The 23,603-nt window shown below is 62.9% G+C and carries 20 protein-coding genes; 9 read left to right on the top strand and 11 right to left on the bottom strand.

Going from position 1 to position 23,603, the window contains the following annotated elements:
* Positions 1-17: 17 nt before the first annotated feature.
* From ACIOJF_RS07495 to ACIOJF_RS07485, 3 genes are read right to left on the bottom strand one after another with little or no spacing between them, the layout of a single operon-like run.
* The gene (locus tag ACIOJF_RS07495) at positions 18-1,325 is read right to left on the bottom strand and encodes an MFS transporter (RefSeq protein WP_208294243.1); all 1,308 of its coding nucleotides are present in this window, start codon (positions 1,323-1,325) and stop codon (positions 18-20) included.
* A gap of 2 nt (positions 1,326-1,327) precedes the next feature.
* Positions 1,328-2,500: an L-rhamnose isomerase gene (rhaI, locus tag ACIOJF_RS07490; protein ID WP_402741417.1), complete on the bottom strand. Its 1,173-nt coding sequence runs from the start codon at positions 2,498-2,500 to the stop codon at positions 1,328-1,330.
* Between the two features lie 33 nt (positions 2,501-2,533).
* Positions 2,534-2,881: an L-rhamnose mutarotase gene (locus ACIOJF_RS07485; protein WP_105656501.1), complete on the bottom strand. Its 348-nt coding sequence runs from the start codon at positions 2,879-2,881 to the stop codon at positions 2,534-2,536.
* Positions 2,882-3,133: 252 nt separating this feature from the next.
* Here ACIOJF_RS07485 and ACIOJF_RS07480 point away from each other — a divergent pair, with 252 nt between their 5' ends.
* Positions 3,134-4,156: a LacI family DNA-binding transcriptional regulator gene (locus ACIOJF_RS07480; protein ID WP_208294242.1), complete on the top strand. Its 1,023-nt coding sequence runs from the start codon at positions 3,134-3,136 to the stop codon at positions 4,154-4,156.
* A gap of 98 nt (positions 4,157-4,254) precedes the next feature.
* Complete coding sequence (locus tag ACIOJF_RS07475; RefSeq protein WP_166650735.1) at positions 4,255-4,407, top strand: hypothetical protein; 153 nt, start codon at positions 4,255-4,257, stop codon at positions 4,405-4,407.
* Between the two features lie 99 nt (positions 4,408-4,506).
* Here ACIOJF_RS07475 and ACIOJF_RS07470 read toward each other — a convergent pair whose 3' ends face one another.
* Positions 4,507-6,291 (bottom strand): plasmid pRiA4b ORF-3 family protein, encoded by a 1,785-nt coding sequence (locus ACIOJF_RS07470; protein WP_105656503.1) that lies wholly within the window; start codon positions 6,289-6,291, stop codon positions 4,507-4,509.
* 213 nt (positions 6,292-6,504) lie between these two features.
* Here ACIOJF_RS07470 and ACIOJF_RS07465 point away from each other — a divergent pair, with 213 nt between their 5' ends.
* Positions 6,505-7,203, top strand: a complete 699-nt coding sequence (locus tag ACIOJF_RS07465; RefSeq protein ID WP_105656504.1) for a maleylpyruvate isomerase family mycothiol-dependent enzyme — start codon at positions 6,505-6,507, stop codon at positions 7,201-7,203.
* Between the two features lie 93 nt (positions 7,204-7,296).
* Entirely contained in the window at positions 7,297-8,352 is a 1,056-nt protein-coding gene (locus ACIOJF_RS07460) for a GTP-binding protein (RefSeq protein WP_105656505.1), read from the top strand.
* A 459-nt stretch (positions 8,353-8,811) separates the two neighbouring features.
* Here ACIOJF_RS07460 and ACIOJF_RS07455 read toward each other — a convergent pair whose 3' ends face one another.
* The 4 genes from ACIOJF_RS07455 to ACIOJF_RS07440 all read right to left on the bottom strand — a co-directional run bounded on the left by ACIOJF_RS07455 (position 8,812) and on the right by ACIOJF_RS07440 (position 14,005).
* Entirely contained in the window at positions 8,812-9,648 is an 837-nt protein-coding gene (locus tag ACIOJF_RS07455; protein WP_105656506.1) for a bifunctional allantoicase/(S)-ureidoglycine aminohydrolase, read from the bottom strand.
* Positions 9,649-9,658: 10 nt separating this feature from the next.
* Positions 9,659-10,912: a DUF6986 family protein gene (locus ACIOJF_RS07450; protein ID WP_105656507.1), complete on the bottom strand. Its 1,254-nt coding sequence runs from the start codon at positions 10,910-10,912 to the stop codon at positions 9,659-9,661.
* Complete coding sequence (gene aceB / locus ACIOJF_RS07445; RefSeq protein ID WP_105656508.1) at positions 10,909-12,540, bottom strand: malate synthase A; 1,632 nt, start codon at positions 12,538-12,540, stop codon at positions 10,909-10,911. Before aceB ends, ACIOJF_RS07450 begins: the two co-directional genes overlap by 4 nt.
* Before the next feature lie 79 nt (positions 12,541-12,619).
* On the bottom strand, positions 12,620-14,005 hold the full coding sequence (locus ACIOJF_RS07440; RefSeq protein WP_105656509.1) for an NAD-dependent malic enzyme: 1,386 nt from the start codon (positions 14,003-14,005) through the stop codon (positions 12,620-12,622).
* A gap of 216 nt (positions 14,006-14,221) precedes the next feature.
* Between ACIOJF_RS07440 and ACIOJF_RS07435 the strand changes: the two genes are divergently transcribed.
* Complete coding sequence (locus ACIOJF_RS07435) at positions 14,222-14,995, top strand: IclR family transcriptional regulator (protein WP_105656510.1); 774 nt, start codon at positions 14,222-14,224, stop codon at positions 14,993-14,995.
* A gap of 127 nt (positions 14,996-15,122) precedes the next feature.
* Here the strand turns inward: ACIOJF_RS07435 and ACIOJF_RS07430 are convergent, their stop codons facing one another.
* Positions 15,123-16,976 (bottom strand): ABC transporter ATP-binding protein, encoded by a 1,854-nt coding sequence (locus tag ACIOJF_RS07430; RefSeq protein ID WP_105656511.1) that lies wholly within the window; start codon positions 16,974-16,976, stop codon positions 15,123-15,125.
* A 444-nt stretch (positions 16,977-17,420) separates the two neighbouring features.
* Here ACIOJF_RS07430 and ACIOJF_RS07425 point away from each other — a divergent pair, with 444 nt between their 5' ends.
* Positions 17,421-18,938, top strand: a complete 1,518-nt coding sequence (locus ACIOJF_RS07425; RefSeq protein ID WP_105656512.1) for a cation:dicarboxylate symporter family transporter — start codon at positions 17,421-17,423, stop codon at positions 18,936-18,938.
* Between the two features lie 136 nt (positions 18,939-19,074).
* Here ACIOJF_RS07425 and ACIOJF_RS07420 read toward each other — a convergent pair whose 3' ends face one another.
* Positions 19,075-19,845, bottom strand: coding sequence for an SDR family NAD(P)-dependent oxidoreductase (locus tag ACIOJF_RS07420; RefSeq protein ID WP_353615983.1), 771 nt, complete (start codon positions 19,843-19,845; stop codon positions 19,075-19,077).
* Between the two features lie 89 nt (positions 19,846-19,934).
* On the opposite strand from ACIOJF_RS07420, the gene ACIOJF_RS07415 reads away from it, so the two are divergent.
* On the top strand, positions 19,935-20,522 hold the full coding sequence (locus ACIOJF_RS07415; protein WP_105656514.1) for a TetR family transcriptional regulator: 588 nt from the start codon (positions 19,935-19,937) through the stop codon (positions 20,520-20,522).
* Positions 20,523-20,535: 13 nt separating this feature from the next.
* Here the strand turns inward: ACIOJF_RS07415 and ACIOJF_RS07410 are convergent, their stop codons facing one another.
* A complete protein-coding gene (locus ACIOJF_RS07410) occupies positions 20,536-21,132 on the bottom strand; it encodes a TetR family transcriptional regulator (RefSeq protein ID WP_181148784.1) in 597 nt (198 codons plus the stop codon).
* 193 nt (positions 21,133-21,325) lie between these two features.
* Here ACIOJF_RS07410 and ACIOJF_RS07405 point away from each other — a divergent pair, with 193 nt between their 5' ends.
* Positions 21,326-22,354 (top strand): aldo/keto reductase, encoded by a 1,029-nt coding sequence (locus tag ACIOJF_RS07405; protein WP_105656516.1) that lies wholly within the window; start codon positions 21,326-21,328, stop codon positions 22,352-22,354.
* A gap of 75 nt (positions 22,355-22,429) precedes the next feature.
* Positions 22,430-23,224, top strand: a complete 795-nt coding sequence (locus ACIOJF_RS07400) for a carbon-nitrogen hydrolase family protein (RefSeq protein WP_105656517.1) — start codon at positions 22,430-22,432, stop codon at positions 23,222-23,224.
* Positions 23,225-23,603: the final 379 nt, after the last annotated feature.

The raw sequence follows: 23,603 nt of genomic DNA, 5'->3' as shown, positions 1-23,603 counted from the left end.
CATGGGGGCAGTGGTTCTCAGGCGTCGACTTTGGTGGCCCTGGTTTCATATCCATAGCGCTCCAGTTCGATCTCTTCCAGCGACTTGCCTCGCGTTTCCGGCGCCCAAATGGTGCCGATCAGCAACGCGACGACCAGCAGGCCGATGATCAGGAGGCCAAGCTTTTCCAAGCCCAGGTTGGTGAGCAGTACCGGGAACACCAACGAGAGCAGGCCGACAAGCACCCGGGCAAGCATGAACAGCACGCCCTGTGCACTGGCGCGGTAGCGCGTGGCGAAGAGCTCCGCGGTCCATAGCCCGTAGAAAGCCTGCGCGCCGATACCCGCCGAGATGCCCCAGGCCACTGCGTAGAACAGCAGGGAGAAGGCACCTGGAGGAGCGAAGATCAGCACGGTCCAGGCCGCAACACCCAGCAGGGCGCCACCGAAGTAGAGCCAACGCCGCGAGACCTGGTCTCCGTATTTCATGAATCCGAAATAGGTTGCGGCGGCGGTCAGCACCCAGACCAGCACCTGGAGCAGGTTCTGCTGGGTAGCGGATTCAACGCCAGCGGCAGCATAGACGCGAGGCTGGAAAATGCCAGCCTGCCCTGCCACGGTATTCCATAGCCCATAGACGCCGAGCAGGAAGAAGAGCGCGCTCCAGTTGCGGCGGTCGGCCAGCAGCCCGCGCATGCCGGAGAAGAACGAGGCTTTCACGCCAGCAGCCGTTTCCGCGGCACGTTGCTCCTTCCACCTCCTGGACTCGGGCAATCCGCGGCGGACCCACCAAGTGACAGCGGCGATCAGGAAAAGATGGAAGAAGATTGCCCGGGAGCCGTTCACGCCCCAAGGCTCAACCAGGATCGCCAGCGCGAAACCGATGGCTGGGCCAATCGACCACGCCAGCTGAGCGGTGCCCACGTGCGCAGCACGCGATTCCTGCGGAGCCTCCTCGGCAATGTAGGTCCAGGAGGCTGGAACGCCTGCGCCCACGGCAATGCCCATGAGGACCACGCCGATGATCAGCAGGCTCGTACCGGAGGAGAAGGTGATCATCAGGGCGCCGACCATGAACACGATCAGGTCGTAGGTATAGATGAACTTGCGGCCCAGACGGTCGCAGAGCGGTCCGCCGATCAGTGCACCCAGGGCCGCGCCGAACGCGTTGGCCGACACGGCAGCGATGACACCGACCAGCGCGTCGTCGAATCCGAACGCGCCCTGCCACAGGCTGAGGCTGGTGGCCAGCGCAATGATGGCTCCGGCTTCTATGTAATTGCTCATGGCTACGGCAATGGTGGCTTTCCACCCGGAGATGCCGCGCTTCTTTGCTGCGGTGTTCATGATCAGGCTCCCCATCCTGCTTGCACGCCACCAGCGCGCGATGCTTCGATTCGGCTCTGGTAATCGGAGGTGCGGAAGGCCTGCATCGGATCGGCTGGCAGGCCGCGCGTTGCGCGCCATGCTTCCAGGTCGGCCCGCACGTCGGTGTAGAAGGCATCCATGAAGATCTCGTTGGCGGCCAGGACATCACCGGAAATCTGTGCTTCAGTCAGCGCTACGCGGTCGATCAGCAACGCCCGGGCCGTCATTTCCTGCACGTTCTGGACGCTTCTGATCTGGCCCAGGATCTTGTTTTCCACGTTGTGGCACTGATCGAGCATGAAGGCCACAGGCGTGTCCTGGTCCAGTCCGCCACCGCGGATCACCTCGGCCATGATGCGGAACAGCTGATACGGGTCTGCCGAGCCAACGATCAAGTCGTCATCCGCGTAGAAGCGGGAATTGAAGTCGAAGGATCCGAGCTTGCCAAGCCGCAGCAGCTGCATCACGATGAACTCGATATTGGTGCCTGGCGCATGGTGCCCGGTGTCCAGGCAAACCATGGCCCGATCCCCCAAGGCCGCAACCTGGGCATAGGACGTTCCCCAGTCGGGCACGTCGGTGTGGTAGAAGGACGGTTCGAAGAACTTGTACTCCAGCACCAGGCGCTGGTCTCTGGAAAGCCGCGCATATATTTCGGCCAGCGAATCGCCTAGCCGGTCCTGGCGCCCGCGCATATCCGCTTGGCCTGGATAGTTCGAGCCCTCTGCCAGCCAGATTTTCAGGTCCTGGCTTCCGGTGGCATCCATTACGTCGATGCATTCGAGGTGGTGGTCGATTGCCTTGCGGCGGATCTTCGGATCCTCATGGGTCAAGGCGCCGAACTTGTAATCGTCATCCTGGAAGGTATTCGAATTGATGGTTCCGAGGCTGACGCCCAGGCCTTCTGCATGCTCGCGCAGCACGGTGAAGTCCTCGACCTTGTCCCACGGAATGTGCAGGGCCACCGAGGGAGCCAGTCCGGTCAATCGGTTGACTTCAGCCGCATCGGCGATTTTTTCGAAGGGATCGCGCGGGGTCCCGGGGGTCGAATAGACCTTGAAGCGGGTGCCCGAATTTCCATAGGCCCAGGAAGGGACTTCGATGGCAAGGCGGTCAAGGATTTGCAGGTGCTCAGGGCTCAGCTTCGAGCTCATGGAACTCTCCATTTCTAGTAATTCTGCGGGCTACTACTGCTGGGATGCGGCAAGTGCGGCCAGCTGGTTTTCGAGATTGAAGACCTCGCGCAGACGCGGCGCTTGCTGATCTGGCCGGCCGCCCAGGCTGAGGAAGAATCGGCTCATTTCCGCTTCCCACGCTGCGGTGCGCGGGTCGGAGTCCAAGGCGGCCTGGGCAGCGCTGTCGTCATCGGTTTCGTAATAGCCGATCAGCAACCCGTCCTCGCGCAGAAAGAGTGAGTAGTTGCGACGCCCGGCTTCTTCGATGGCTTGGAGCATCTGCGGCCACACTTCCCGGTGGCGCGACACATACTCGTCGATCAGGTCGGGATTGACCTGCAATTGAAAGCAAACTCGCATCGTACTACTCTTCCGGAGCGCTGGAACTGGGTGGGCAAAACTGTGCGATCCGATTCGCTTTGCACAAAAATGAATCGTTTCAATCGCTTCGAAATTCGAGTGTAGAGCAGGTCACACTTGAATTGCAAGCGGTCGGTCGATCGAATGCCGCATTCTTTTGAATCCTTTCAAAAAGCTGTTGGGATTCCAGTTCCCATCCGTGCGCCAGTTATACTCGCAGAAGAACAACTCACCGAAGAACAGGAAAGCTCTGTGGCCGTCAGCGTCAAGGAAGTTGCCGCCGAGGCGGGCGTTTCTGTAGGCACCGTCTCCAACGTGCTCAACCGGCCCCAGGTTGTTTCCGAACACACCGTTTCCAAGGTCACCGCAGCCATCGAGAAGCTCGGCTTTGTCCGCAACGATGCGGCCAGGCAACTGCGTGCCGGCCGCAGCCGGAGCTTCGGGCTCGTCGTCCTCGATGCACGCAACCCGTTCTTCATGGACGTCACCCAGGGCGCCCAGCATCGTGCCTTGGACAACGGCTACACCGTGCTGATGGGAGCCAGCGACAATTCCCTGAGCACCGAACAGCAACTGCTGGATCTCTTCGAAGAGCAACGCGTCGCCGGAGTACTCATCTCCCCCTTGCACAGCGACTTGAGCCGGCTCTGGCGGATCCGCGAAGCGGGCACGCCAGTGGTGCTGGTGGACCGCGGAAGTGGCGACCGCAGCTTTTCATCGGTCTCCGTGGACGATGTGGAAGGCGGAAGAATTGCCGTACGGCACCTGCTGGACATTGGCAGAAAGCGGATCACCTTCGTCGGCGGACCGCAGAGCATCGAACAGGTCCAGCACCGATTAACGGGAGCCCAATCGGTATTGGCCCAAGCCCCGGATGCCGTGCTGGAGCACATGCCTACCAAGAACCTGACTGTGCTGGAAGGACGGGCAGCCGGAGAGCGTATTCTTGCCATGGATCCTGCACAGCGCCCCGACGGGATCTTTGCGGCCAACGACCTGCTCGCGTTGGGCATACTGCAGGCCCTGGTGATGTCCGGCGAACTCAGTGTTCCCGAGGATATTGCTCTGGTGGGATACGACAATATCGACTTCGCCGAGTCGGCCGTCATCCCGATTACCACCGTGCGCCAGCCAGCAGAAGAAATCGGGCGAACCGCTGTCGACGTCTTGCTGCGCGAAGCAGAAGCGGGCGATCAAGCGGTCCGCGAGCAATTCGTTTTCACTCCCAAGCTCGTTATCCGTGCATCGACTGTGGCCCCGAGCCAAGCGCGCTGACGTTTACCTTAGGGGTTCCTGAAAAGCGGGTTCTGCAGCTTCTGATGCCCAGCGGTTCTTGCTAGGTTGGCATTCCAAGCAACGAGAGGGATGGATTTATGAGCGAGAACAACCCTGAAGCCCGACTGCACAAGGCAGAGGCCGAAGAGCCCGATACCATTTCCGACCCTGCTTTGAATGATGAAGTTGGCCAGGACTGGACCGATGAAGGCGGAGCGACGCCGCATGGAGCCGCGCTAGACGACGACTAGGCCAGAGGGCCAACCAGCCGAAAACCAAAAATGCCCGTGGGTTGCCAAGTTTGAAAGTTTGGCAACCCACGGGCATTTTCACTGGCTTGAATCAGCCGCCTAGAACTCGAACTCCAGGTGGGCATTGACTTCGTCCTTGTTGAAATACGCCGGATCGATCTCGTATTCCTCTTCGTAACCGAAGTTCGAAAGCCAGTCTTGCACTTCCTCGTACTCCGGGTCCGTCGGATCATCGAGAATATCCAGCTTGGCTTCCCAGCCACCGATCCCGCCGCTGTCCTCCATCGGAGCCATGCGCCGGCCGCCGGTGCATCGCGGCAGCTGGCCGCCATCGGCATCCAGGATCTTCTCGACGTCGATGCGCACTTCCCAGTTGTCCCCGAAGTCGTACAGGTAATCCAGGCGGTCTTTTTCCTTCTGCAGCAACGAGGAAACCAGGGTTTCCGCTTCGTTCTTCTGGTAGTCCATGTCGTCAATCTCTGGACCATATGAAGTGCCGCCGAAGCCACCCTCGTAGAAGCTGTGCAGGTGCCCGTCGTACCAGTCGAAGCTCGCTTGGATGATGTCGTGCAGGTCGCCAAGGTTCAGGTCCATGGGCACCAGCACGCGACGCCAGATCGGCGGCTTGGCGTCCTTGAGGGTCAGCTTCAGCTGCAGCACCTTGCCGGTATACGGTGTTTCGCGCTTCAGGCGTTTCGGCTCGTCATCGTCCGGCCCGAACATCGCGTCGAGATCAGTGTCGTCGAATTCATCCTCATCGAGCAGATCCTGTTCAACGTCGGTAATCGCCAGGCGGACGATAGTGGGCACCGAGTACGCTTCGCCATCTTCGATAAGGCCAAGTACGCGCAGTTCATGCATGCGCACATGCGCGGTTTCCCATACCTTTGGCGACCATTGATCATCTCGCGGGTCAGCCACGCGATGCGGGTTGCCTTCGATCCCCTCGACGATCCAGAACGCTGCCAGCCCCCAGGCTTCAAGGCTGGCGTCATCGCCGCCTTCCGGCTTTTCCAGCAACGAGTCCAGGCAGGCCTGGATGAAGTAGAAGTTCGGCTCGAAGGAGTCGGCGTCTTCATGCTGCATGATGTCTTCGTACGTCACGCCGCGCTCCGGCTTGCCCTGTTCGGGCAGCTTGATGGCGCTGACCGATTCCAGTGCCGAGAGCACGACCGCAACCATCAGGCCCCTGCGCGATTCGTGGACTTCCGGAGGCAGCTGGTCGGCGAGCGCTATTGCGGCCGTTTCCAAGAATTCAGACGCCGGCAAGCTGGCCCACAGATTCTTGCCCTCGGTGAGGGTCCAAGCCAAGAAGGCACGGCCCAGCTTGCTGATCCGCATGGCGGCGATTTCAGCCAGGGCCGCTTGAGAGGCCTCGTCAGATGCCATGATCTCGTCAATTTCATCGTTTTCATCGATGCCGTCATCACCGGCGAATGGATCCTGGGCTTCCAGCGACTTCCGGAACCACTCCAGGCTTTCGGCCTCGCGCTCCCACAGACCGGCATCGCGCAAGAACTCGACGTAATCCGCCCAGGCCATATAGATCATGGTTCCCAGCCCATTATCGGCGGCATCGGGATTCTCGGCCTCTTCGAATTCAATCATCGAGCTGAGCACTGCCAGCAGTTTGGGCGGATCAAAATCGGTAACCTTGTCCAGGCCGACGACTTCGGCGTAGATGCCCAGGGTTTCGCGCACTGCGGCAAGGACCATCAGGGCCAGTTCTGGGTCATCGCGGTTCTCGGAGAACCAGCGTACGAACTGCGGCGTGAGCGCGTCCAGGCCGCGCCCCACCTTCACCCGGTCCAGGGAGACGACGCCCTCTTGCAGGCGTGCCGGATGCCCCTGCTTGGGCTTCTGCTTCTTCTTTTTCTTCGCCATCGGACTGCTTTCCTGGTCGTTTGCTTCTCCCCCTAGGCTACGTGGCTGCTGGTTCCTGAAGAAGCATGCCTGGCACGTGTTCTGCTGGACAGCTTCCTGCCGTCGCAGCCAGGCACCGCCAGGGCCCGCACGGCGCGGATATGAATCGAGTCGCTTTCGATATCTATGGCGTAACCCGTACTGCTGGAGCGCCCGCGTTGGTAGGGTGACTTCATGATCAATACTGCTCGTTTGCACTCGGACCTGTCACGACTCAACCGCGAAACCGCGATGATGTCGGCCACGATCGAAACCCTGTCCACCGAAGAAATGGCCGCCGCCTCGCTGTGCGAAGGCTGGAGCCGGGCGCAGGTCATTGCGCACTTGGCCTCCAACGGCCGGAGCCTGGTCAAGCTCATCGACTGGGCCACCAGCGGAGAACCGCAGGAGCTCTACGCCTCGCGCGAGGCCCGCGACGCGGAGATCGACGAGCTGGCGGCCCTGCCGCGCGAGGAACTGGTCAAGAAGTTCCAGGACGCCGCCGCATACTTCGCCGAGCAGTGCGAACGGCTCAGCGGCGAACTGGCCGTGGAAGAGGTGGACCTTCACGGCAAGATCATTCCGGCGACCTCCATCGTGGCCCTGCGCATCTCAGAGGTGGTCATCCACCACCATGATCTGGATACCGCGTGGACCATCGAGGAAGCCGATCCGGATTCCCAGGAGAACGCCGTCGAGGCCGCCGTGCGGACTATGCGCGTGAAGAACGCTCCGGGCATGACGCTGGTGACCGAAGAGGGCGACGAATGGGTCATCGGCGATGGCGCGCTGAAGGTGCGCTCGGACCGCGAAGGCTTGATCGAATGGCTGGCCCGCGGCCAGGCCCGGCATATCGAGGCCGATGGCCCGATTCCGGTTTTGCCTTCCTGGTAACCATCTTCTGGCAGGCGTGTCAGCACGCGGCAACGGTTGGCCCTGCAAGGAGAATGGATTCGGCCCGCTTGTCGAAGTGAAAAGGAGCCGGCATTGATCCCTGTCATCGTGCTCACCGGATATCTGGGTGCAGGCAAGACCAGCCTGCTCAACCGCTTGCTGACCCGCCCGGGTACCCGCGTCGGGGTCATCATCAACGACATCGGCAAGGTCAACGTGGATACCGGGCTGATCACCGGCCAGATCGATGCGGCCGAATCCATTGCCGGCGGCTGCGTTTGCTGCCTGTCCGATAGCAGCGGCCTGGACGAGCTGCTGGAGAAGCTGGGCCAGCCGAAGCTGCGCCTGGATGCCATCATCGTGGAGGCCAGCGGCGCGGCCGACCCGCTGAACGTGGATCGGCTGCTGCGTTTCGGCAAGGCCCACGGGGTACGCTTCGGCGGCATCATCGACGTGATCGACGCGGTGGAGCATGAGCACACCGTGGATACCGCGGCGATGGCCCCGGCCCGCTTCAGCGCCACCAGCATGGCGGTGGTCAACAAGCTGGACCGCATTGCCCCGGAACACCGCGACGCGGTCCTGGCCAGGATCAGCGGACGGATCCGCGAAATCAACCCGCACGTTGCCATCATCCCGGCGTCGCACGCCGCCATAGACCCCGAGCTGGTCTTCGACATCGCCCTGAACGAAGACCCGATCGACGAGTTGCCGTTGGCGGCTGCCTCCCGCCCGCACCACGACCACGAGCATGCTCCGCACGCCAACGCGGTGACGGTGCGCTGCCCCGAAGCGGCGGATCCGGGTGCCCTCTTGGACCTGCTGGAGCACCCGCCGGTTGCGGCCTACCGGCTCAAGGGGCATGTAAAACTGCGCACCGATCGCGGCACGCAGCGTTTCCTGGTCAATATGGTGGGCCGGCAGATCCATTTCGCGAAAGCAGCGGCCCACAGCGATCCGGCCAATGACGCGCTGGTCGCCGTGGGAATGAACTTGGACGAGGAAGCGGTTGGCGCGGCATTAGCGGCCGCCTTGGAACCAGCACGACTTGATCCTTCGCCGGGAAATCTCACCCGTTTGGAACGGCGGTTGATTTTGAGCAGCGATGCAGCAGATGCTCCGGCCAAGGTTGACGCTGAAGAGTTCTAGCTGCTGCGGCACTGATGCCTGCGAGTTGGCAACGAGGGCATCCGCTGCCCCGTCTCGACCTGCAACATCGAGCCGCGTTCGCATCCAGTTCGCGCCCGGTGCATAGGGGCACGTCCCAAACAGGCCAAGCCTTCGGAAATAACTCAAGTGCTGCCCGCGACTCCAGTGATGAGTCCCAATTCCAACCCGTCCAACGTTGGACGATTCCGTGCTCCCCGCGATTGCCGGGATGACGCCCGGTATTGCCGATGGTTTCGATGAGCGGTTCCAAGTGATCCTTGGATCTTCACGAAACAGCCCCGGGTCGCCAAAACCGAAGGCCGCATCCCGCGCGACCCTGCCGTCAGCCCACCATGTCCGAGCAAAAGAAACATCACTGGAACATGAAATGGACACGGTGCGCCGATGGCCGGCGGGTCAGCGCGGGGTGCGGCCCCGGCAGTCTCTGGAAATGAACGCTTACAACGCGATCTGGCGGTTCTGGTCCTTGTAGAGCAGGTACCGGAAGTTCTCCGGGCCGCCGGCGTAGCAAGCCTGCGGGCAGAAGGCGCGCAGTGACATGTAGTCCCCGGCTTCGACCTCGACCCAGTCGCCATTCATCCGGTACACGCCCTTGCCTTCAAGCACGTACAGGCCATGCTCCATGACGTGGGTTTCGGCGAACGGGATGGATGCGCCCGGTTCGAAGGTCACGATATTCACGCCGAAGTCGAAGGCCACGTCGTTGGGATCGAGCATGCGGGTGGTGCGCCACTTGCCATCGGTGCCCGGCATCGGGCCAGGTTCGATGTCGCGCTCATTGCCCACCACGGGAGCCGGTGCGGCGACGCCTTCAAGCACTTCGTAGCGCTTGCGCAGCCAGTGGAAGCTGGTGGTCTCGGTGCCGTCATTGCGGGCGGACCACGTAGCGCCGGCTGGCAGGTAGGCGAAGCCGCCGTCCACCAGCACATGTTCGGTGCCCTCGATGAGAAGGGTCAGCTGCCCGGTGAGCACGAAGATGAATCCCTGCACCTGGGCCTGCGGCTCCGGCTTGGTGGCGCCGCCGCCCGGGGCAACTTCCACGATGGCTTGGGAGAAGGTGGTGGCCCCGCCGGCGACCGGGCGGTTGAGCACCCAGGCACGGGTGTTGGTCCACTCGGGGAAGACGCTGGTGACGATGTCGCGCAGCACGCCCTTGGGGATCACGGTATAGGCCTCGGTGACGATGGCCCGGTCGGTGAGCAGATCGCTCTGCGGCGGGTGGCCGCCGAAGTCCGAGTAGTACGACGAGGAGTTCTGGATGGCTGGAACAGTCATGGTGTTGTCCTTAGGCGTGGGAGCGGTTCAAGGCGATCGCCTCGAGTTCGGGCAGGGTGATCTGGGCTAGTTCGGTGACCTCGTCGGCGCTGACCGCACCGCAGGCCACCCCGCGGTGGATGTAGCGGGCCAGGGCCCGTGCGGTGGCCGGCTCGTCCATGATGGCCGAGTTGATCTGGTGGACGTAGTTGCGCAACCGGGTTCCGGCTGCCTGCAGGCCTTCGCGGAAGAAGGCGAAGGTGGCCAGGTAACGGGTGACCAGCTGATTCTCGTGCATGTCCCAGCCCTGGTAGATGCCGCGGGACAGGTGGCGGGAGACCAGGCGGGCGTGCAGTTCCCAGGCGGCCGCAATGTTCTCCGGGTCGCCGGCCGGGATGATGTTGGTGGAGCCGTCGGACAGTTCCACCCCGGTGCCGGCTACGGCCACCTGCATGACGTCCTTGGCGAAGTCCGCTACCGGGTGCTCCATGGACTGGTATCCGGCGGCCACGCCCAGCGACGCGGAGTAGTCGTAGGTTCCGTAGTGCAGCGAGGATACCCGACCCTTGCCCGAGGCGATCAGCTGAGCCACCGGATGGGTTCCGTTGGCGGCCAGGATGACCTGCGGGGTTTCCACCTGCACTTCGAAGCGGATGCGTCCGGCTTCCAGCCCGTGGGCTTCTTCCAGCTTCTCGGCCAGGTAGACCATGGACTCGACCTGGGCCACGGTGGTCACCTTGGGCAGGGTCAGGCGCAGGCCCTCGGGCAGCGGACCGTTGGCCAGAAGCCGGGTGATGAACAGGTCCAGGGTGCGGATCCCGCGGGCCCGGGTGGGTGCTTCGAAGCATTTGAAGCGGATGCCGATGCAGGCCGGGGCTTTGCCGGCGGCCACCGCGGCGGATACCGAGTCGGCCGCGGCAAGCACTGCGGCGTCCTCCTCGGCATCCGTGCGGTTGCCGTAGCCGTCCTCGAAATCGAGGCGCAGATCTTCGATGGGTTCGCTTGCCAGCTTCGCGCCAACCAGTTCCGCCAAGCGCTCTGGTTCGGCCAGCTTGAGCTTGGCCGCCAAGGCGGATAGGCCAATCAGTCCTCCGGCAGTGGCTACTGCGTTGTGGCCCCAACGTTCTGGGAGGTCCACGGTGTACTTGTCCCCGGGGACGTACACGGTATGGATCGGCTGGCGGGCTCCGGTATCCCCCGGGTAGGAGGTTTCCAGCAGCCGGTCGGTGGCGGCCAGCTTTGCTTCTACGCTGGCAAGCGTGGACTCATCGAAGGTGTTGCTCATGGCTTGGTCACGTATTCCTTTTCCAAGAGTTCGTAGGCTGGGGTGGTGAGGAAGTCCGCGAAATCCTCGTCCTTGCCGCTGGTCAGTTTCGCGATCAGTTCCGCTGCCGGCTGGTAGTAGGCGTTGAAGTGCTCTTCATTGTCGACCTCCGCGCGCAGGCGTTCAACCTCTTCGGCGAGAATGCCAGCAACCAGTTCGGCGGTGATGGTGTTGCCGGTGTCGGCGGCGACCACCTGGTTGCGGATCTGCTGCCAGATCTGCGAGCGCGAGATCTCCGCGGTGGCGGCGTCTTCCATCAGGTTGTGGATGGCGACCGCGCCGTTGCCCGAGAGCCACACGGCCACGTAGTTCACGGCCACGTAGAGGTTGGCGCGCACGCCGGCCTCGGTGACATCGCCAGGAGCGCTGGCCACGTCCAGCAGCTGGGCCGCGGTGACCTCGACCTCCGGGCGCTGGCGGTCGATCTGGTTCGGCTTCTCACCGAGCTTCGCGTCGAAAATCTCCTTGCACAGCTCAACCAGGTCAGGGTGGGCGACCCAGGAGCCGTCGAATCCGTCGTTGGCCTCACGGGACTTGTCCTCGCGGACCTTGTCGAAGGCGGCGGCGGTAACTTCTGGTTCGCGGCGGTTCGGGATGAACGCCGCCATGCCGCCCATGGCGAAAGCCCCGCGCTTGTGGCAGGTCTTGACCAGCAGCTCGGTGTAGGCGCGCATCATCGGCGCGGTCATCGACACGGCCGAGCGGTCGGGCATGATGAACGCTTCGCCGGCTTCGCGGAAGGTCTTGATGATGGAGAACAGGTAGTCCCAGCGGCCCGCGTTCAGGCCAGAGGCGTGCTCGCGCAGCTCGTAGAGGAATTCCTCCATCTGAAAGGCGGCCGGGATGGTCTCGATGAGCATGGTGGCGCGCACGGTTCCGTGGGCGATGCCCAGCTCGGCCTGGGCGAAGGTGAAGACCTCGTTCCACAGGCGCGATTCCAGGTAGTGCTCCATCTTCGGCAGGTAGTAGAACGGGCCCTGTCCCGATTCGGCGAGCACCTTGGCATTGTGGAAGAAGTGCAGGCCGAAGTCGACCAGTGCACCGACCGCCGGCTTGCCGTCGATGAGCACATTGTTCTCCGGCAGGTGCCAGCCGCGGGGGCGGACCACCACGACCGCGCGCGGGGCGTCGGTGCGCAGTGCGTAGGACTTGCCGGTTTTCGCATCGGTGAAGGCCAAGGTGCCCCGGGCGGCGGCCGAGAGATTGGAGATCGCATCGATGACATTGAACCAGCTCGGAGTGGAAGCATCTTCCAGGTCGGCCAGCCAGACCTTGGCGCCGGAGTTCAGCGCGTTGATGGCCATCTTGGCCGGGGAGGCCGGGCCGGTGATCTCCACGCGGCGGTCGCGCAGCGCCTCTGGGGCTTCGGCGACCTTCCAGTCGCCGGTGCGCACGGATTCGGTCTGCGGATCGAAGTCGATGGACTTGGCATCGGAGAACTGCTGGCGGCGCACGCCGCGTGCGGCCAGCAGCTGATCGCGGGTGCCAGCGAACTTCTGGTGCAGCTTCTCGATGAAGGCCAGCGCTTCGCCCGAGAGGATCTGCTGGGCATCGGCGACGTCGGGGATGCTGGTGATTTCAATACTCATGGGTTGTTCCTTAACTTCTTGTGCTCTGTTCCAATGAAGGGTGCGTTGACATGCACCCTAAGGTCTTGCTGCGCAGCGCCTACTTGGCGGCGGCTGCGTCCTGCACTGCCATGGCCACATCGGAGGCGACCTGTGGGTCGAATACCGACGGGATGATGAATCCGGGGTTCAGCTCTGATTCGCTGACCCGCGCGGCAATGGCGTCCGCGGCGGCCAGGAGCATGGCGTCGGTGATCTCGGTGACGCCTGCATCCAGCAGCCCGCGGAAGAAACCTGGGAATGCCAGGACGTTGTTGATCTGGTTGGGGAAGTCGCTGCGCCCGGTGGCGACCACCGCCGCGTGGCGGCCGGCCAGTTCCGGGTCCACCTCGGGATCCGGGTTGGCCATGGCGAAGACGATGGCGCGCTCGTTCATGGCTGCGATATCGGCTTCGTCCAGCACGTTCGGGGCCGAGACGCCGATGAAGACATCCGCGCCGGCGATGGCTTCCTTCAGGGTGCCGGTGAAGTTCTGCGGATTGGTGTTTTCCGCCAGCCAGGTGCGGTGCGCATCGGCGTAGGCTTCGTTGCGGGTGATCGCGCCACTGCGTCCGCAGGCGATGATGTTCTGCGCGCCGCGGGCCATGAGCAGCTGGATGATCGCGTTGCCGGCCGCGCCGACCCCGGAGACCACGATGCGCAGGTCCTCGATCTTCTTGTCCACGACCTTCACCGCGTTGAGCAGCGCGGCCAGGGTGACAATTGCGGTGCCGTGCTGGTCGTCGTGGAAGACCGGGATGTCCAGTTCTTCGCGCAGCCGGGCCTCGATTTCGAAGCAGCGCGGGGCGGCGATGTCTTCGAGGTTCACCCCGCCGTAGACCGGTGCCAGCGCCTTGACGATCATGATGATCTCCTCGGTGTCCTGGGTGTCCAGGCAGACCGGCCAGGCATCGACATCGGCGAACTGCTTGAACAGCGCCGCCTTGCCTTCCATGACCGGCAGGGCTGCGGCCGGGCCGATATTGCCCAGCCCCAGCACGGCCGAGCCGTCGGTGACCACGGCGATGGTGTTGCGCTTGACCGTCAGGTTGCGCGCATCGGCAGGGTTCTCGGCGATGGCCATGCAGACGCGGGCGACACCCGGGGTGTAGGCGCGGGAGAGGTCATCGCGGTTGCGCAGGGCGACCTTGGGGGTCACCGAGAGCTTGCCGCCAAGGTGCATCAGGAAGGTGCGGTCCGAGACGTTGCGCACGCTTACGCCATCGAGGTTATCCAGCGCCGCGCGCACGGTCTCGCCGTGGGCCACGTCGGTGGTGTTGCAGGAAACGTCCACCACCATGTGGGTGTGGTTGGACTCGGTGACATCCAGGGCGGTGATGTGCGCGCCGGCCGAACCGACCGCGCCGGCCAGCTCGCTGGTAGCGGTAATCGACGCAGGTGTCTGGACGCGAAGCGTGAGTGAATATCCCGGGCTTGGTGCTGCCATCTGATCCTCCTGTAAAAGTTTCCGTATAGTGGATACTATTATCCTCAAAATGAAAATGCAAGAGTGTTTTGTGGCGCCCGGCACGATTTTTTGCCGAGTTAATATCGGATCGTGGAAGAAAAGCCTGATTCTGCGCTATTCTTGGGACTAGGATTTCGCATCGTAGAAGTAATGCGTAGCCCTCTTCCGAAACCAGTGCCTTTATTAGGAGCAAAGATGACGCAGACTTCCAGCAAGTCCACCACCGGCGGCGTCCAGTCCGTCGAACGTGCTTTCGAGCTCCTGGAAGTCATCGCCCGTGCCGGCGGAGAAGCCGCGCTCAGCGAGCTTGCCGCCGATACTCCCCTGCCATTGCCGACCATCCACCGCCTGCTGCGCACCCTGGTCGGAGTGGGCTACGTGCGCCAGCTGCCCAACCGCCGCTATTCACTGGGCCCGCGGCTGATCCGGCTGGGCGAGGTAGCCAACCGCCAGCTGGGCGCCTTGGCCTCCCCTGCGCTGAAGGATCTGGTCGCGAAGCTGGGCGAATCGGCGAATATCGCGGTGCTCGACGGAGACATGGTCACCTACATCGCCCAGGTGCAGTCAGCCCACTCGATGCGCATGATCACCGAAGTCGGACGCCGCGCCATGCTGCACAATTCCGGGGTCGGCAAGGCCGTGCTCTCGGTGCTGGATGACGAGCGCGTGCAGCGTTTGGTCTCGCAGGCGGGCATGCCCCCGAAGACCGCGAACACCATCACCACCCTGGGCAAGCTGTTCACCGATGTCGAGGCCACCCGCGAACGCGGCTACGCCATCGACGAGGAAGAGCAGGAACTAGGGGTTCGCTGCATCGCCGTGCCAGTACCGGGCGCGCCAACGCCGATGGCCATCTCGGTTTCCGGGCCGGTGACCCGCGTTGACGAGGCCTTCATCGACAGCGCGGTGCCGGTATTGCAGGAGGCGGCCCGCGAGCTGGGACGCCAGCTGGTGGCCGCGGCGGACTAGCCGCGCTTGGCGATTCCGGCACGCAAGCAAAGATGCCCGCCTGGGCAGTCGATGGCATCGACCGCCCAGGCGGGCATCTCAGTTCGCGCTGGTGCCGGAACACCTATGGAGCCGGCGAACAGGCGTGCTACTGCGCGAACTGGGTTTCGTGCAGCTCGCTATAGCGTCCGCCAAAGGCCAGCAGCTCGCTGTGGGTTCCGCGCTCGACGATGCGCCCGCCCTCCACGACCAGGATCTGGTCCGCCGAGCGGATGGTCGACAGGCGGTGGGCAATGATCAGCGCCGTGCGGTCTGCCAGCGCCTCGCCCAGCGCCGCTTGCACCGCCGCTTCATTCGACGAGTCCAGGGCCGCCGTCGCCTCATCCAGGATGACTACCTGGGGTGCTGCCAGCAGCAGACGGGCAATGGTCATGCGCTGGCGTTCGCCACCGGAAAGCCGGTAGCCCCGCTCGCCCACCACGGTATCCAGGCCATCGGGCAAGGAAGCGATCACCGGCTTCAGCCGGGCACGCTCCAGCGCCTCCCAGATCTGCTCTTCGGTCGCTTCGGGCCGGGCCAGCGTCAGGTTGGAGCGGATGCTCTCGTGGAAGAGGTGCCCGTCCTGGGTCACCATGGACACCGTCGAACGCAGCGAATCGAGCTCAAGCTGGCGGATATCCTCGCCGGCCAGTTCAACACTGCCCGAATCCACGTCGTACAGGCGCGCCAGCAGCGAGGCGATGGTGGACTTGCCCGCACCCGAGGAGCCGACCAGCGCGTAGGTTTGGCCCGCGGGGATCTCGAAGTCGATATCGTGCAGGACCTCTTCGCCGCCGCGGGTGTCCAGGATGGCGACTTCTTCCAGCGAAGCCAGCGAGACCTTGTCGGCGCTCGGGTAGGAGAAGCTCACGTGGTTGAATCTCACCGGCACCGCCCCGGCCTCGAGGCGGCGGGCGTTCGGGGCATCGGCAATCAGCGGCTCCAAGTCCAGCACCTCGAAGACCCGGTCGAAGCTGACCAGCGCGCTGGTGATTTCCACGCGCGCGTTGGCCAGTGCGGTCAGCGGCGTGTAGAGGCGGGTGAGCAGCATGCCCAGGACCACCACGTCGCCGGCGGCCAGATCGCCACGTACCGCGTACATGCCGCCCAGACCGTAGACCAGGGCGAGTGCCAGGGCCGCAACCAGGGTCAGTGCGGCGACGAAGTAGAACTGGCGCATGGCCATCTTGACGCCGATATCCCGCACCTTGCCGGCACGCAGCGCGAACTGCTCGGACTCGTCCTTGGGACGGCCGAAAAGCTTGATCAAGGTGGCGCCGGGGGCGGAGAAGCGCTCGGTCATCTGGTTGCCCATGGTCGCGTTCAGGTCCGCGGATTCACGGCGCAGCAGGGCCACGGACCTGCCGAAATGGCGGGCGGGCAAGAGGAAAATCGGCAGCAGCACCAGAGCGATCAGCGTGACCTGCCACGAGGTGGTGAACATGACCGCAGCGGTGAGCACCAGCGCCACGGTATTGGAGACCAGCCCGGAAAGGGTTCCGGCGAAGGCGGATTGCGCGCCGATGACATCGTTGTTCAAGCGGCTGACCAGCGCACCGGTCCTGGTGCGCGAGAAGAATGCCACCGGCATCTTCTGCACATGGTCGAAGACTGCGGTGCGCAGGTCATAGATGATGCCCTCGCCCAAGCGCGAGGAGAACCAGCGGACCACTACGGACACCACCGCATCCAGGATCGCGATCCCCGCCATGACCAGAGCCAAGTTGATGATCGTCCGCACCCCGGATTGCGCGACGACTTCGTCGACCACCCGTCCAGCGAGCACCGGGGTGATCACGGCCAGGACTGCGGCGAAGATGGAGAAGACGACGAAGACCAGCAGCCGGGACTTGTAGCTGGCTGCGAACTTCAGCACTCGCTTAGGCGTGGTTGGAGCGTAGGCCTTGCCCTTGTCTCCTGACAGCTTCCATAGCGAATGCCAGGCGGCGCTTTCCATGCTCATAAGTGAGTGCTCTCAATCCTGCTGGAAGTAATCGGTGGGTTCCACCTTTGTCCATGATCCCAGTAAGCCATCCGCGACTTCCAGGTAGGGTCAGCTTACGGCGGCCAGCCCGGGCGACACAGCCCGATTGCCCGACGCGCAATAACCGGGATCCCTGCATCAAGAACAGCGGTACCCCCGGGTTCATTCCTCGCCGGCCCCGCGCGGCACAGCACGAGCCCCCGATGGCGCGTGACACGCCCAACGCTGCCGCCATCGGCACAGCGGTACTCGGAGCCAGATAAATGCCTATCAAACACGGATTAATTCCATAATCCAGAAGGAATCCATTCCGCATAACGAAATTATCTTTTTTCATTGCGGAATATTGTGACGTGCCTTACAGTTGACACCATCCAAGCCACGGGCACATACCTCGGAGCGAGTCCATCCTCAGGAGCAGCCATGAAAATCAAATCCGCAGACGACTTCCGGGTCGCTGAGCCAACCCCCAAGAAACCTTTCTACACTTCCCTGTTCTTCCAGCTTGGCGTCGCAATCGTCGCCGGCGTCTTGATCGGCCACTTCCTGCCGAAGGTCGGATCCGAGTTGCGCCCGCTGGGCGACGGATTCATCATGCTGATCAAGATGATCATCGCCCCGCTGATCTTCCTGGTGATTGTCACCGGCATTGCGGCGGTGGGCGATGTCAAGGCAGTGGGACGCGTTGGCGTCAAGGCATTGGTCTACTTCACCTGCGCCACACTCTTCGCCCTGGTCTTCGGCCTGATCATTGCCAACCTCTTCCAGCCAGGCGCCGGGTTGAACATCGACCCGTCATCCCTCGACGCCGGGGCCATCGAAGAGAAATCCGGAGAGGCCAAGGGGGCCGCCGACTTCATCCTGGGAATCATCCCGGTCAGCGTCATCGGCGCCTTCGCGGATAATAACTTGCTGCAGGTGTTGTTCTTCTCGGTCTTCTTCGGCGCAGCCATCGTGGTGGTCGGCCAGGAACGCTGCGCACCACTGCTCGCGGTGTTCGAGAACGTCCTGGAGCTGATCTTCAAGGTCATGAGCTGGGTCATGCGGGTCGCACCCCTGGGTGCCTTCGGCGCCATGGGCTTCATCATCGGCCAATACGGCATCGAGACACTGGGCACCTATGCGAAATTAATTCTCGCCTGCTACGCCGCGGCCCTGCTGTTCATCGGCATCCTCTTCCTGATCGCCTGGGGATTTGCGCGGGTTCCGCTGTGGCAATTCATCAAGTACACCCGCGAGGAATTCCTGCTGGCCCTGGGCACCGCATCAACCGAGTCGGTGATGCCTCGCATCATGACCAAGCTGACCAACGCCGGATGCTCCCGCGCCACCACCGGCTTGGTGGTCCCGACCGGATATTCCTTCAACCTCGACGGTGCGGCCATCTACTTGTCCATCTCGCTGCTGTTCCTGGCCCAGGCGTTCGGCCACAATCTCAGCTTTGGCCAGCAGCTTGCCGCCCTGGGCATCCTGCTGCTGACTTCCAAGGGCATGGCCGGCGTCCCTGGATCCTCGTTCTTGGCCCTATCGGCGACGGCAGCCGCCCTGGGCATCTTCCCGGTGGCCGGCGTGGCCCTGTTGCTGGGCGCGGACCGCATCATGGATTCGATGCGCGTTGCCGTGAACCTGCTGGGCAACTGCGTGGCCACCTTCGTGGTCGCCAAATGGGAAGGGCAGTTCGACCGCGAGGCAATGAAGCGCGCCTTCGCCGGGGAAATCACCAATGAGGACTCGGCCCGCATGCTCGGACGCGATGAGGAATGGGAAGCCATGGAGGCCGAACGCGTAGCCAACGGCGGCCAGCCTTCACCGAAGTTCGGCGGTGGCCCCACCCCGGAGGCCCTGCTCAAGTTCGATATGAGCCCGGCAACCGAAGCCGAAGCAGCTGCGGCCACGCAAAAAAGCTACCCCGATGAGGAACGCGCAGAAGCGCGCAGCTGAGTCAGGCGGTTGCCGCACGGAAAACTGCGGGGACCTTGAGAGCTAATCGGCCGGGGTGCACTGGAGCTTTCCAGTGCACCCCGGCCGATGGCCGTTCCACCTGCTGGCAGGGAAACTCGTCTCCAGGCAGGCCTTGCTAGATGGCGCTCCAGCCGGTATCTGAAGCCAGGACCACGCCGTTGATGTTGGTGCTGTCCTCGCTGAGCAGGAAGGTGATCGAGGCGGCGAGCTGGCTTGCGGTAGCCATGCCCGGAATGATGCCCATCAGCGGAGGGATTACCTGCTGGGCAAATTCGGAGGCCATTGGAGCCTCGATATTGGTCTGCACCGCACCCGGAGCCACTGCGTTGAAACGCAGCCCCTTCTTGCCGTACATGACAGCCGAGTTCTTGGTCATGCCGATGACCGCGTGCTTCGAGGCCGTGTATGCGACGCCGGCGGCCGAGCCGCGCAGGCCAGCTTCCGAAGCCACATTGACCACGTTGCCCTGGCCGGCCTCGAGCATCAGCGGGACCACCGAACGGGTCAGCTTCAGAACGGAATTGACGTTCACATTCATGACCCGTTCCCAGGTCGAGTCCTCGATCTCGTGGATCGGCTCGAACTTGTCCATAATGCCGGCGACGTTGGCCAGCGCATCGATCCGCCCCTCGCCAGCTGCCACTACCTGGTCCACTACCGCTTGGTCGGTGATGTCGCCGGCCACAACGGCAACGTCCAGATCCGGGTTCTCGGCAACAAGCTCATCGAGCCGTTCGCGGCTGATGTCCGCGGCGATCACCTTGCCGCCTTCCTTGGCCACGCGCAGCGCGGTGGCCTTGCCGATGCCCGAACCGGCGCCAGTGACCACCACTGTCTTGCCGGCAAAACGTTCTGCGGTGACCTTTTCCTGCCATGCGTTTTCCATGCCCATAACCGTTCCTTCTGGTTGCCGATGAATTGGTAGTTTCATGTTATGACACACTGTGTCTTAACTCAATGGGCCATAATTGGGATATGCCTGACACCCGAGATTCCGTTGCCACGCACCTGCCTGGGCGCCCGCAGTCCATTGATCCCGACTCCGTGGCCCGCACCGCCCTGGCGCTCTTCGCCAAGCATGGCTATGGCGAAGTCTCGATGGCGCAAATTGCCGAAGAAGCGGGAATCGGACGCAAGAGCCTCTACCGCTATTTCGCTTCCAAGGCGGATTTGGTGTGGGGCGGCCTGCTGGAAGCTTCGGCCATTTCAGACGGCGCCTTCGCCTCGGCGAAGCAGGAGGGCCACGACCTGGTGGGTGCCATGCACGCTGCTGCGGTGGCAGCTTTCGATTCGCTGCCGGATCCGGAGGTCACGCGAGGACGCCTGCGGCTTATCGCTGACCAGCCCGAGCTCCTGGCCCAGGCCTCGATGCGGATGGGCAAGGACAACGAGCGGGTGCTGCGGCATTTCTCGGAAGGCGGGGTCAGCGCGCAGACGGCGCCCTATCTGGCGCTGGCCTTCGGCACGGTGACTTTTGCAGCATGGATCAGCTGGGCGCAATCTGCTGACCCCAGCCCGGAACCGTACTTGGCCGAGGCGATCAAGGTGCTTCGCTTGCCGTAGCCTGTAGCGGTTGCTAGCGCTTCTCCGCCCAGTTGTCATCGATCATGGCCGCGAAGTCGAAGGCTTCATCGAGGATCTCGCGAAGTGTACTGCCCGCCGTCCCAACCCAACGGGTCAGTGCATGGTCGTAAAGGGCCAGACCCAGCAACGCGGCGGTTTCAGCCAGCCGCTGGTTCGCGCAGAACGGCGACAGCGCCTGGGCCAGCGCTACCTGCTGCTCTCGCCGGGATTCCTGCCAGCTGGCCCGGAGCGCAGGGGTGCTCCTGACCAGCTCAATGCGGCCCTGCATCGCCACCGGATCCTGCTCAGCGAATACTACTGCCGATTCAAAGCTGCGGCGCAAAAGCTCCAACAAGCTCTCGCCCGGATGCGAAGACATGGAGCTGGCCATGTCGGAGAAGTGCGCGGTCATGGAACGCAACGCAGTAACTACCGCGTCCTCTTTTGACGAGAAGTACCGGAAGAACGTGGCACGGGATATTCCGATTGCCTGGGCTGCCTGCTGGGCGGTGACGTTCTCCATGCCGCGTTCGGCGAACACGGCATAAACCTGTTCCGCCAACTCGACTTTCATCTTTTCGCGCACTCGATCGCGAACCACGCTTCCCATGGCAAGAATTTTACTCTGAGATTCAAGGGCAGAAGTGAGACACAGTCTCTTTATGCTGGTCATTGCCACTTTAGCTACGGTGTGTCGTTTCGGCCGCAGTTCACGGAACTCAATAAATCACGGAACATGATGACCGCTGAATCCTGCTTCGCTAGGCTCAAGAAGAGAGAAACTGACTACTCGAAGGACCACCATGGCACAGCAGATCGCAAACAGCATCGACCTCGGCCAGGGGTTGGAAGCCACCTCGCAGGGTTTTGGTTGCATGTCCCTGAGCGGGCCCTACGGATCGGCCGACGATGCCGAATCCCTGCGCACCTTGAACCATGTTCTTGATCGCGGAGTCACGTTCCTGGATACCGCCAACATCTACGGCGAAGGGCACAACGAAACCCTGCTCTCGCAGGTGCTCAAAACCCGTCGCGGCGAAGTCACCCTGGCAACCAAGGCGGGCATCGTGCGTCCGAAGAATCCGGGAGACCCACGCGCTAATGGCGACCCGGACTTCATCAAGAAATGCATGGATGCGAGCCTGCAGCGGCTGGGCGTAGACCACGTTGACCTGTACTACTACCACCGGGTGGATTCCCGGGTGCCAATCGAGGAGACTGTCGGAGCCTACAAGGAGCTAGTCGAAGCAGGGAAGGCCCGGCACATCGGCTTGTCCGAAGTGACTTCCGAGGAGCTGCGCCGAGCCCACAAGGTGCATCCAATTTCCGCGATCCAGATGGAGTACTCGATTTTCAGCCGGGACATCGAAAGATGGCTCTTGCCAGCCGCCAGTGAACTCGGCGTGGGCCTGGTGACCTACGCGTCGCTGGGTCGCGGGTACTTCACCGGAGAAGTTGATTCCCTGCAGCAGCTTGAAGCCAACGACATCCGCCATAACTTCCCGCGCTTTGAAGCGGCCCGCATGCAGCACAACCATCCATTGCGGCAAGTCATCGCGGAGGTGGCCCAGCGCGAAGGTGTTTCAACCGCCCAGGTGTCACTGGCGTGGGTTTATGAAAAAGCACGCGCATTCAATGTGGCCGTCTCCCCGATTCCGGGGACCCGCTTCAGCGCGCACTTCGAGGATAATCTGGGGGCGCTGGATGTCCGCTTATCCCTGGAATCAATGTCGCAGCTGGATGCCTTGGCTGCCCAGGTGGACGGTGAGCGCCAAAAGGACGTGATGTCGGTGTCCAAGGGCCGTGAAGAGGTGCAGATGGCCCGGATGTAGCTTCGCTGATCGCTACTGCGTAGAGTCGTGAAGGTAGCGCATAGCCAGCAGCTGGCAGCAGGAAAGGACTATCCCATGAGAATCGCTTTGGCGCAGGTTCTGAGCACCGCTGATCCGCAGCGCAATCTGGTAACAGTGCGCGATCATGCGCGCCGGGCAAAGGAAGCAGGCGCCTCGCTGGTGGTCTTCCCCGAGGCCATGCAGGTTTCCTTCGGCCACGATCTCGCCAAGTACGCGCAACCGCTGGATGGGCCCTGGGCTACACTGATCCGCCAGCAGGCGCGGGATATAGGCATCACCATTGCCGTGGGCATGTTCACCCCCGGTGAAGGCGGCCGGGTACGCAACACCTTGCTGGTCGCCGGTGAAGGCGTAGATACCCACTATGACAAGATCCACCTCTACGATGCCTTCGGCTATGCCGAGTCGGATTCGGTGACGCCCGGAACTTCTCCGGTGCAGTTCGAGCATGAGGGAACGACGATCGGTTTGGCCACCTGCTACGACTTGCGGTTCCCGCGCTTGTTCACCCGCCATGCGAAGGCTGGTGCAGCGGTCAATATCGTCAGCGCTTCGTGGGGCCAGGGCGAGGGCAAGGCCGAGCAGTGGACCACCCTTGCGCAGGCCCGCGCCTTGGACGCGACGACGTTCGTGGTGGCAGTGGACCAGGCTGATCCTGAAAGCATTGGACGCAAGATCACCGGTACCGCGCCTTTGGGCGTCGGGCATTCGGTGGTGGTTGATCCGCTAGGACGCATTATTGCCCGGGCCGGTGCAGAACCCGAGCTGCTGGTAGTCGATCTGGATCTCAGTCAGGTCCAGGCCGCTCGCAAGCAGCTGCCGGTGCTGGCCAACGCGGTCGACCTGTAGCCAGGCGGTTGGCTCAGCAATTGAGGCTTACCAGCCAGCCCATCGCTGGCGCCGGCGGCGAGGATGGGATCCCGGATATTACTGCGCGCTTCCAGCAGGACCCTTGAGGGGATGTGCTCGCCCAATCCGAGTTTCCGCCCGTGCGCTTTTCGATGCCATGGCCCACCGCTAAGTGCGAGAAGCCCGCGAGGCTACCGCCCGCCCGCTGCGCGATAGCAGGGATATTCCGCTGGATCTAGTCGCGAATTCAGCGAAAGCGAGGCAGAAGCGTAGCGGTGTTGCGGTCGCCAGATGAATCGCCAGCACTACTCGCGGCCCGCCTGCCGGCCTGCCAACCGTGGCCCGGACGCTGCCCTTGGCGGTCACGAGGATGCACACT

The sequence above is a fragment of the Glutamicibacter sp. NPDC087831 genome (assembly GCF_044742845.1).
Taxonomy (GTDB): Bacteria; Actinomycetota; Actinomycetes; order Actinomycetales; family Micrococcaceae; genus Glutamicibacter.
This window is presented reverse-complemented; position numbering and strand designations above follow the sequence as displayed.

Excerpts from the sequence above, each read along its gene's own strand:
- ACIOJF_RS07485 (WP_105656501.1), bottom strand. The coding sequence starts at position 2,881 with ATGCGAGTTTGCTTTCAATTGCAGGTCAATCCCGACCTGATCGACGAG.
- ACIOJF_RS07450 (WP_105656507.1), bottom strand. The coding sequence starts at position 10,912 with ATGAGCAACACCTTCGATGAGTCCACGCTTGCCAGCGTAGAAGCAAAG.
- ACIOJF_RS07425 (WP_105656512.1), top strand. The coding sequence starts at position 17,421 with ATGAAAATCAAATCCGCAGACGACTTCCGGGTCGCTGAGCCAACCCCC.
- rhaI (WP_402741417.1), bottom strand. The coding sequence starts at position 2,500 with ATGAGCTCGAAGCTGAGCCCTGAGCACCTGCAAATCCTTGACCGCCTT.
- ACIOJF_RS07415 (WP_105656514.1), top strand. The coding sequence starts at position 19,935 with ATGCCTGACACCCGAGATTCCGTTGCCACGCACCTGCCTGGGCGCCCG.
- ACIOJF_RS07470 (WP_105656503.1), bottom strand. The coding sequence starts at position 6,291 with ATGGCGAAGAAAAAGAAGAAGCAGAAGCCCAAGCAGGGGCATCCGGCA.
- ACIOJF_RS07440 (WP_105656509.1), bottom strand. The coding sequence starts at position 14,005 with ATGGCAGCACCAAGCCCGGGATATTCACTCACGCTTCGCGTCCAGACA.
- ACIOJF_RS07455 (WP_105656506.1), bottom strand. The coding sequence starts at position 9,648 with ATGACTGTTCCAGCCATCCAGAACTCCTCGTCGTACTACTCGGACTTC.
- ACIOJF_RS07495 (WP_208294243.1), bottom strand. The coding sequence starts at position 1,325 with ATGAACACCGCAGCAAAGAAGCGCGGCATCTCCGGGTGGAAAGCCACC.
- ACIOJF_RS07430 (WP_105656511.1), bottom strand. The coding sequence starts at position 16,976 with ATGAGCATGGAAAGCGCCGCCTGGCATTCGCTATGGAAGCTGTCAGGA.
- ACIOJF_RS07475 (WP_166650735.1), top strand. The coding sequence starts at position 4,255 with ATGAGCGAGAACAACCCTGAAGCCCGACTGCACAAGGCAGAGGCCGAA.
- ACIOJF_RS07400 (WP_105656517.1), top strand. The coding sequence starts at position 22,430 with ATGAGAATCGCTTTGGCGCAGGTTCTGAGCACCGCTGATCCGCAGCGC.
- ACIOJF_RS07465 (WP_105656504.1), top strand. The coding sequence starts at position 6,505 with ATGATCAATACTGCTCGTTTGCACTCGGACCTGTCACGACTCAACCGC.
- ACIOJF_RS07435 (WP_105656510.1), top strand. The coding sequence starts at position 14,222 with ATGACGCAGACTTCCAGCAAGTCCACCACCGGCGGCGTCCAGTCCGTC.
- ACIOJF_RS07420 (WP_353615983.1), bottom strand. The coding sequence starts at position 19,845 with ATGGAAAACGCATGGCAGGAAAAGGTCACCGCAGAACGTTTTGCCGGC.
- aceB (WP_105656508.1), bottom strand. The coding sequence starts at position 12,540 with ATGAGTATTGAAATCACCAGCATCCCCGACGTCGCCGATGCCCAGCAG.
- ACIOJF_RS07410 (WP_181148784.1), bottom strand. The coding sequence starts at position 21,132 with ATGGGAAGCGTGGTTCGCGATCGAGTGCGCGAAAAGATGAAAGTCGAG.
- ACIOJF_RS07405 (WP_105656516.1), top strand. The coding sequence starts at position 21,326 with ATGGCACAGCAGATCGCAAACAGCATCGACCTCGGCCAGGGGTTGGAA.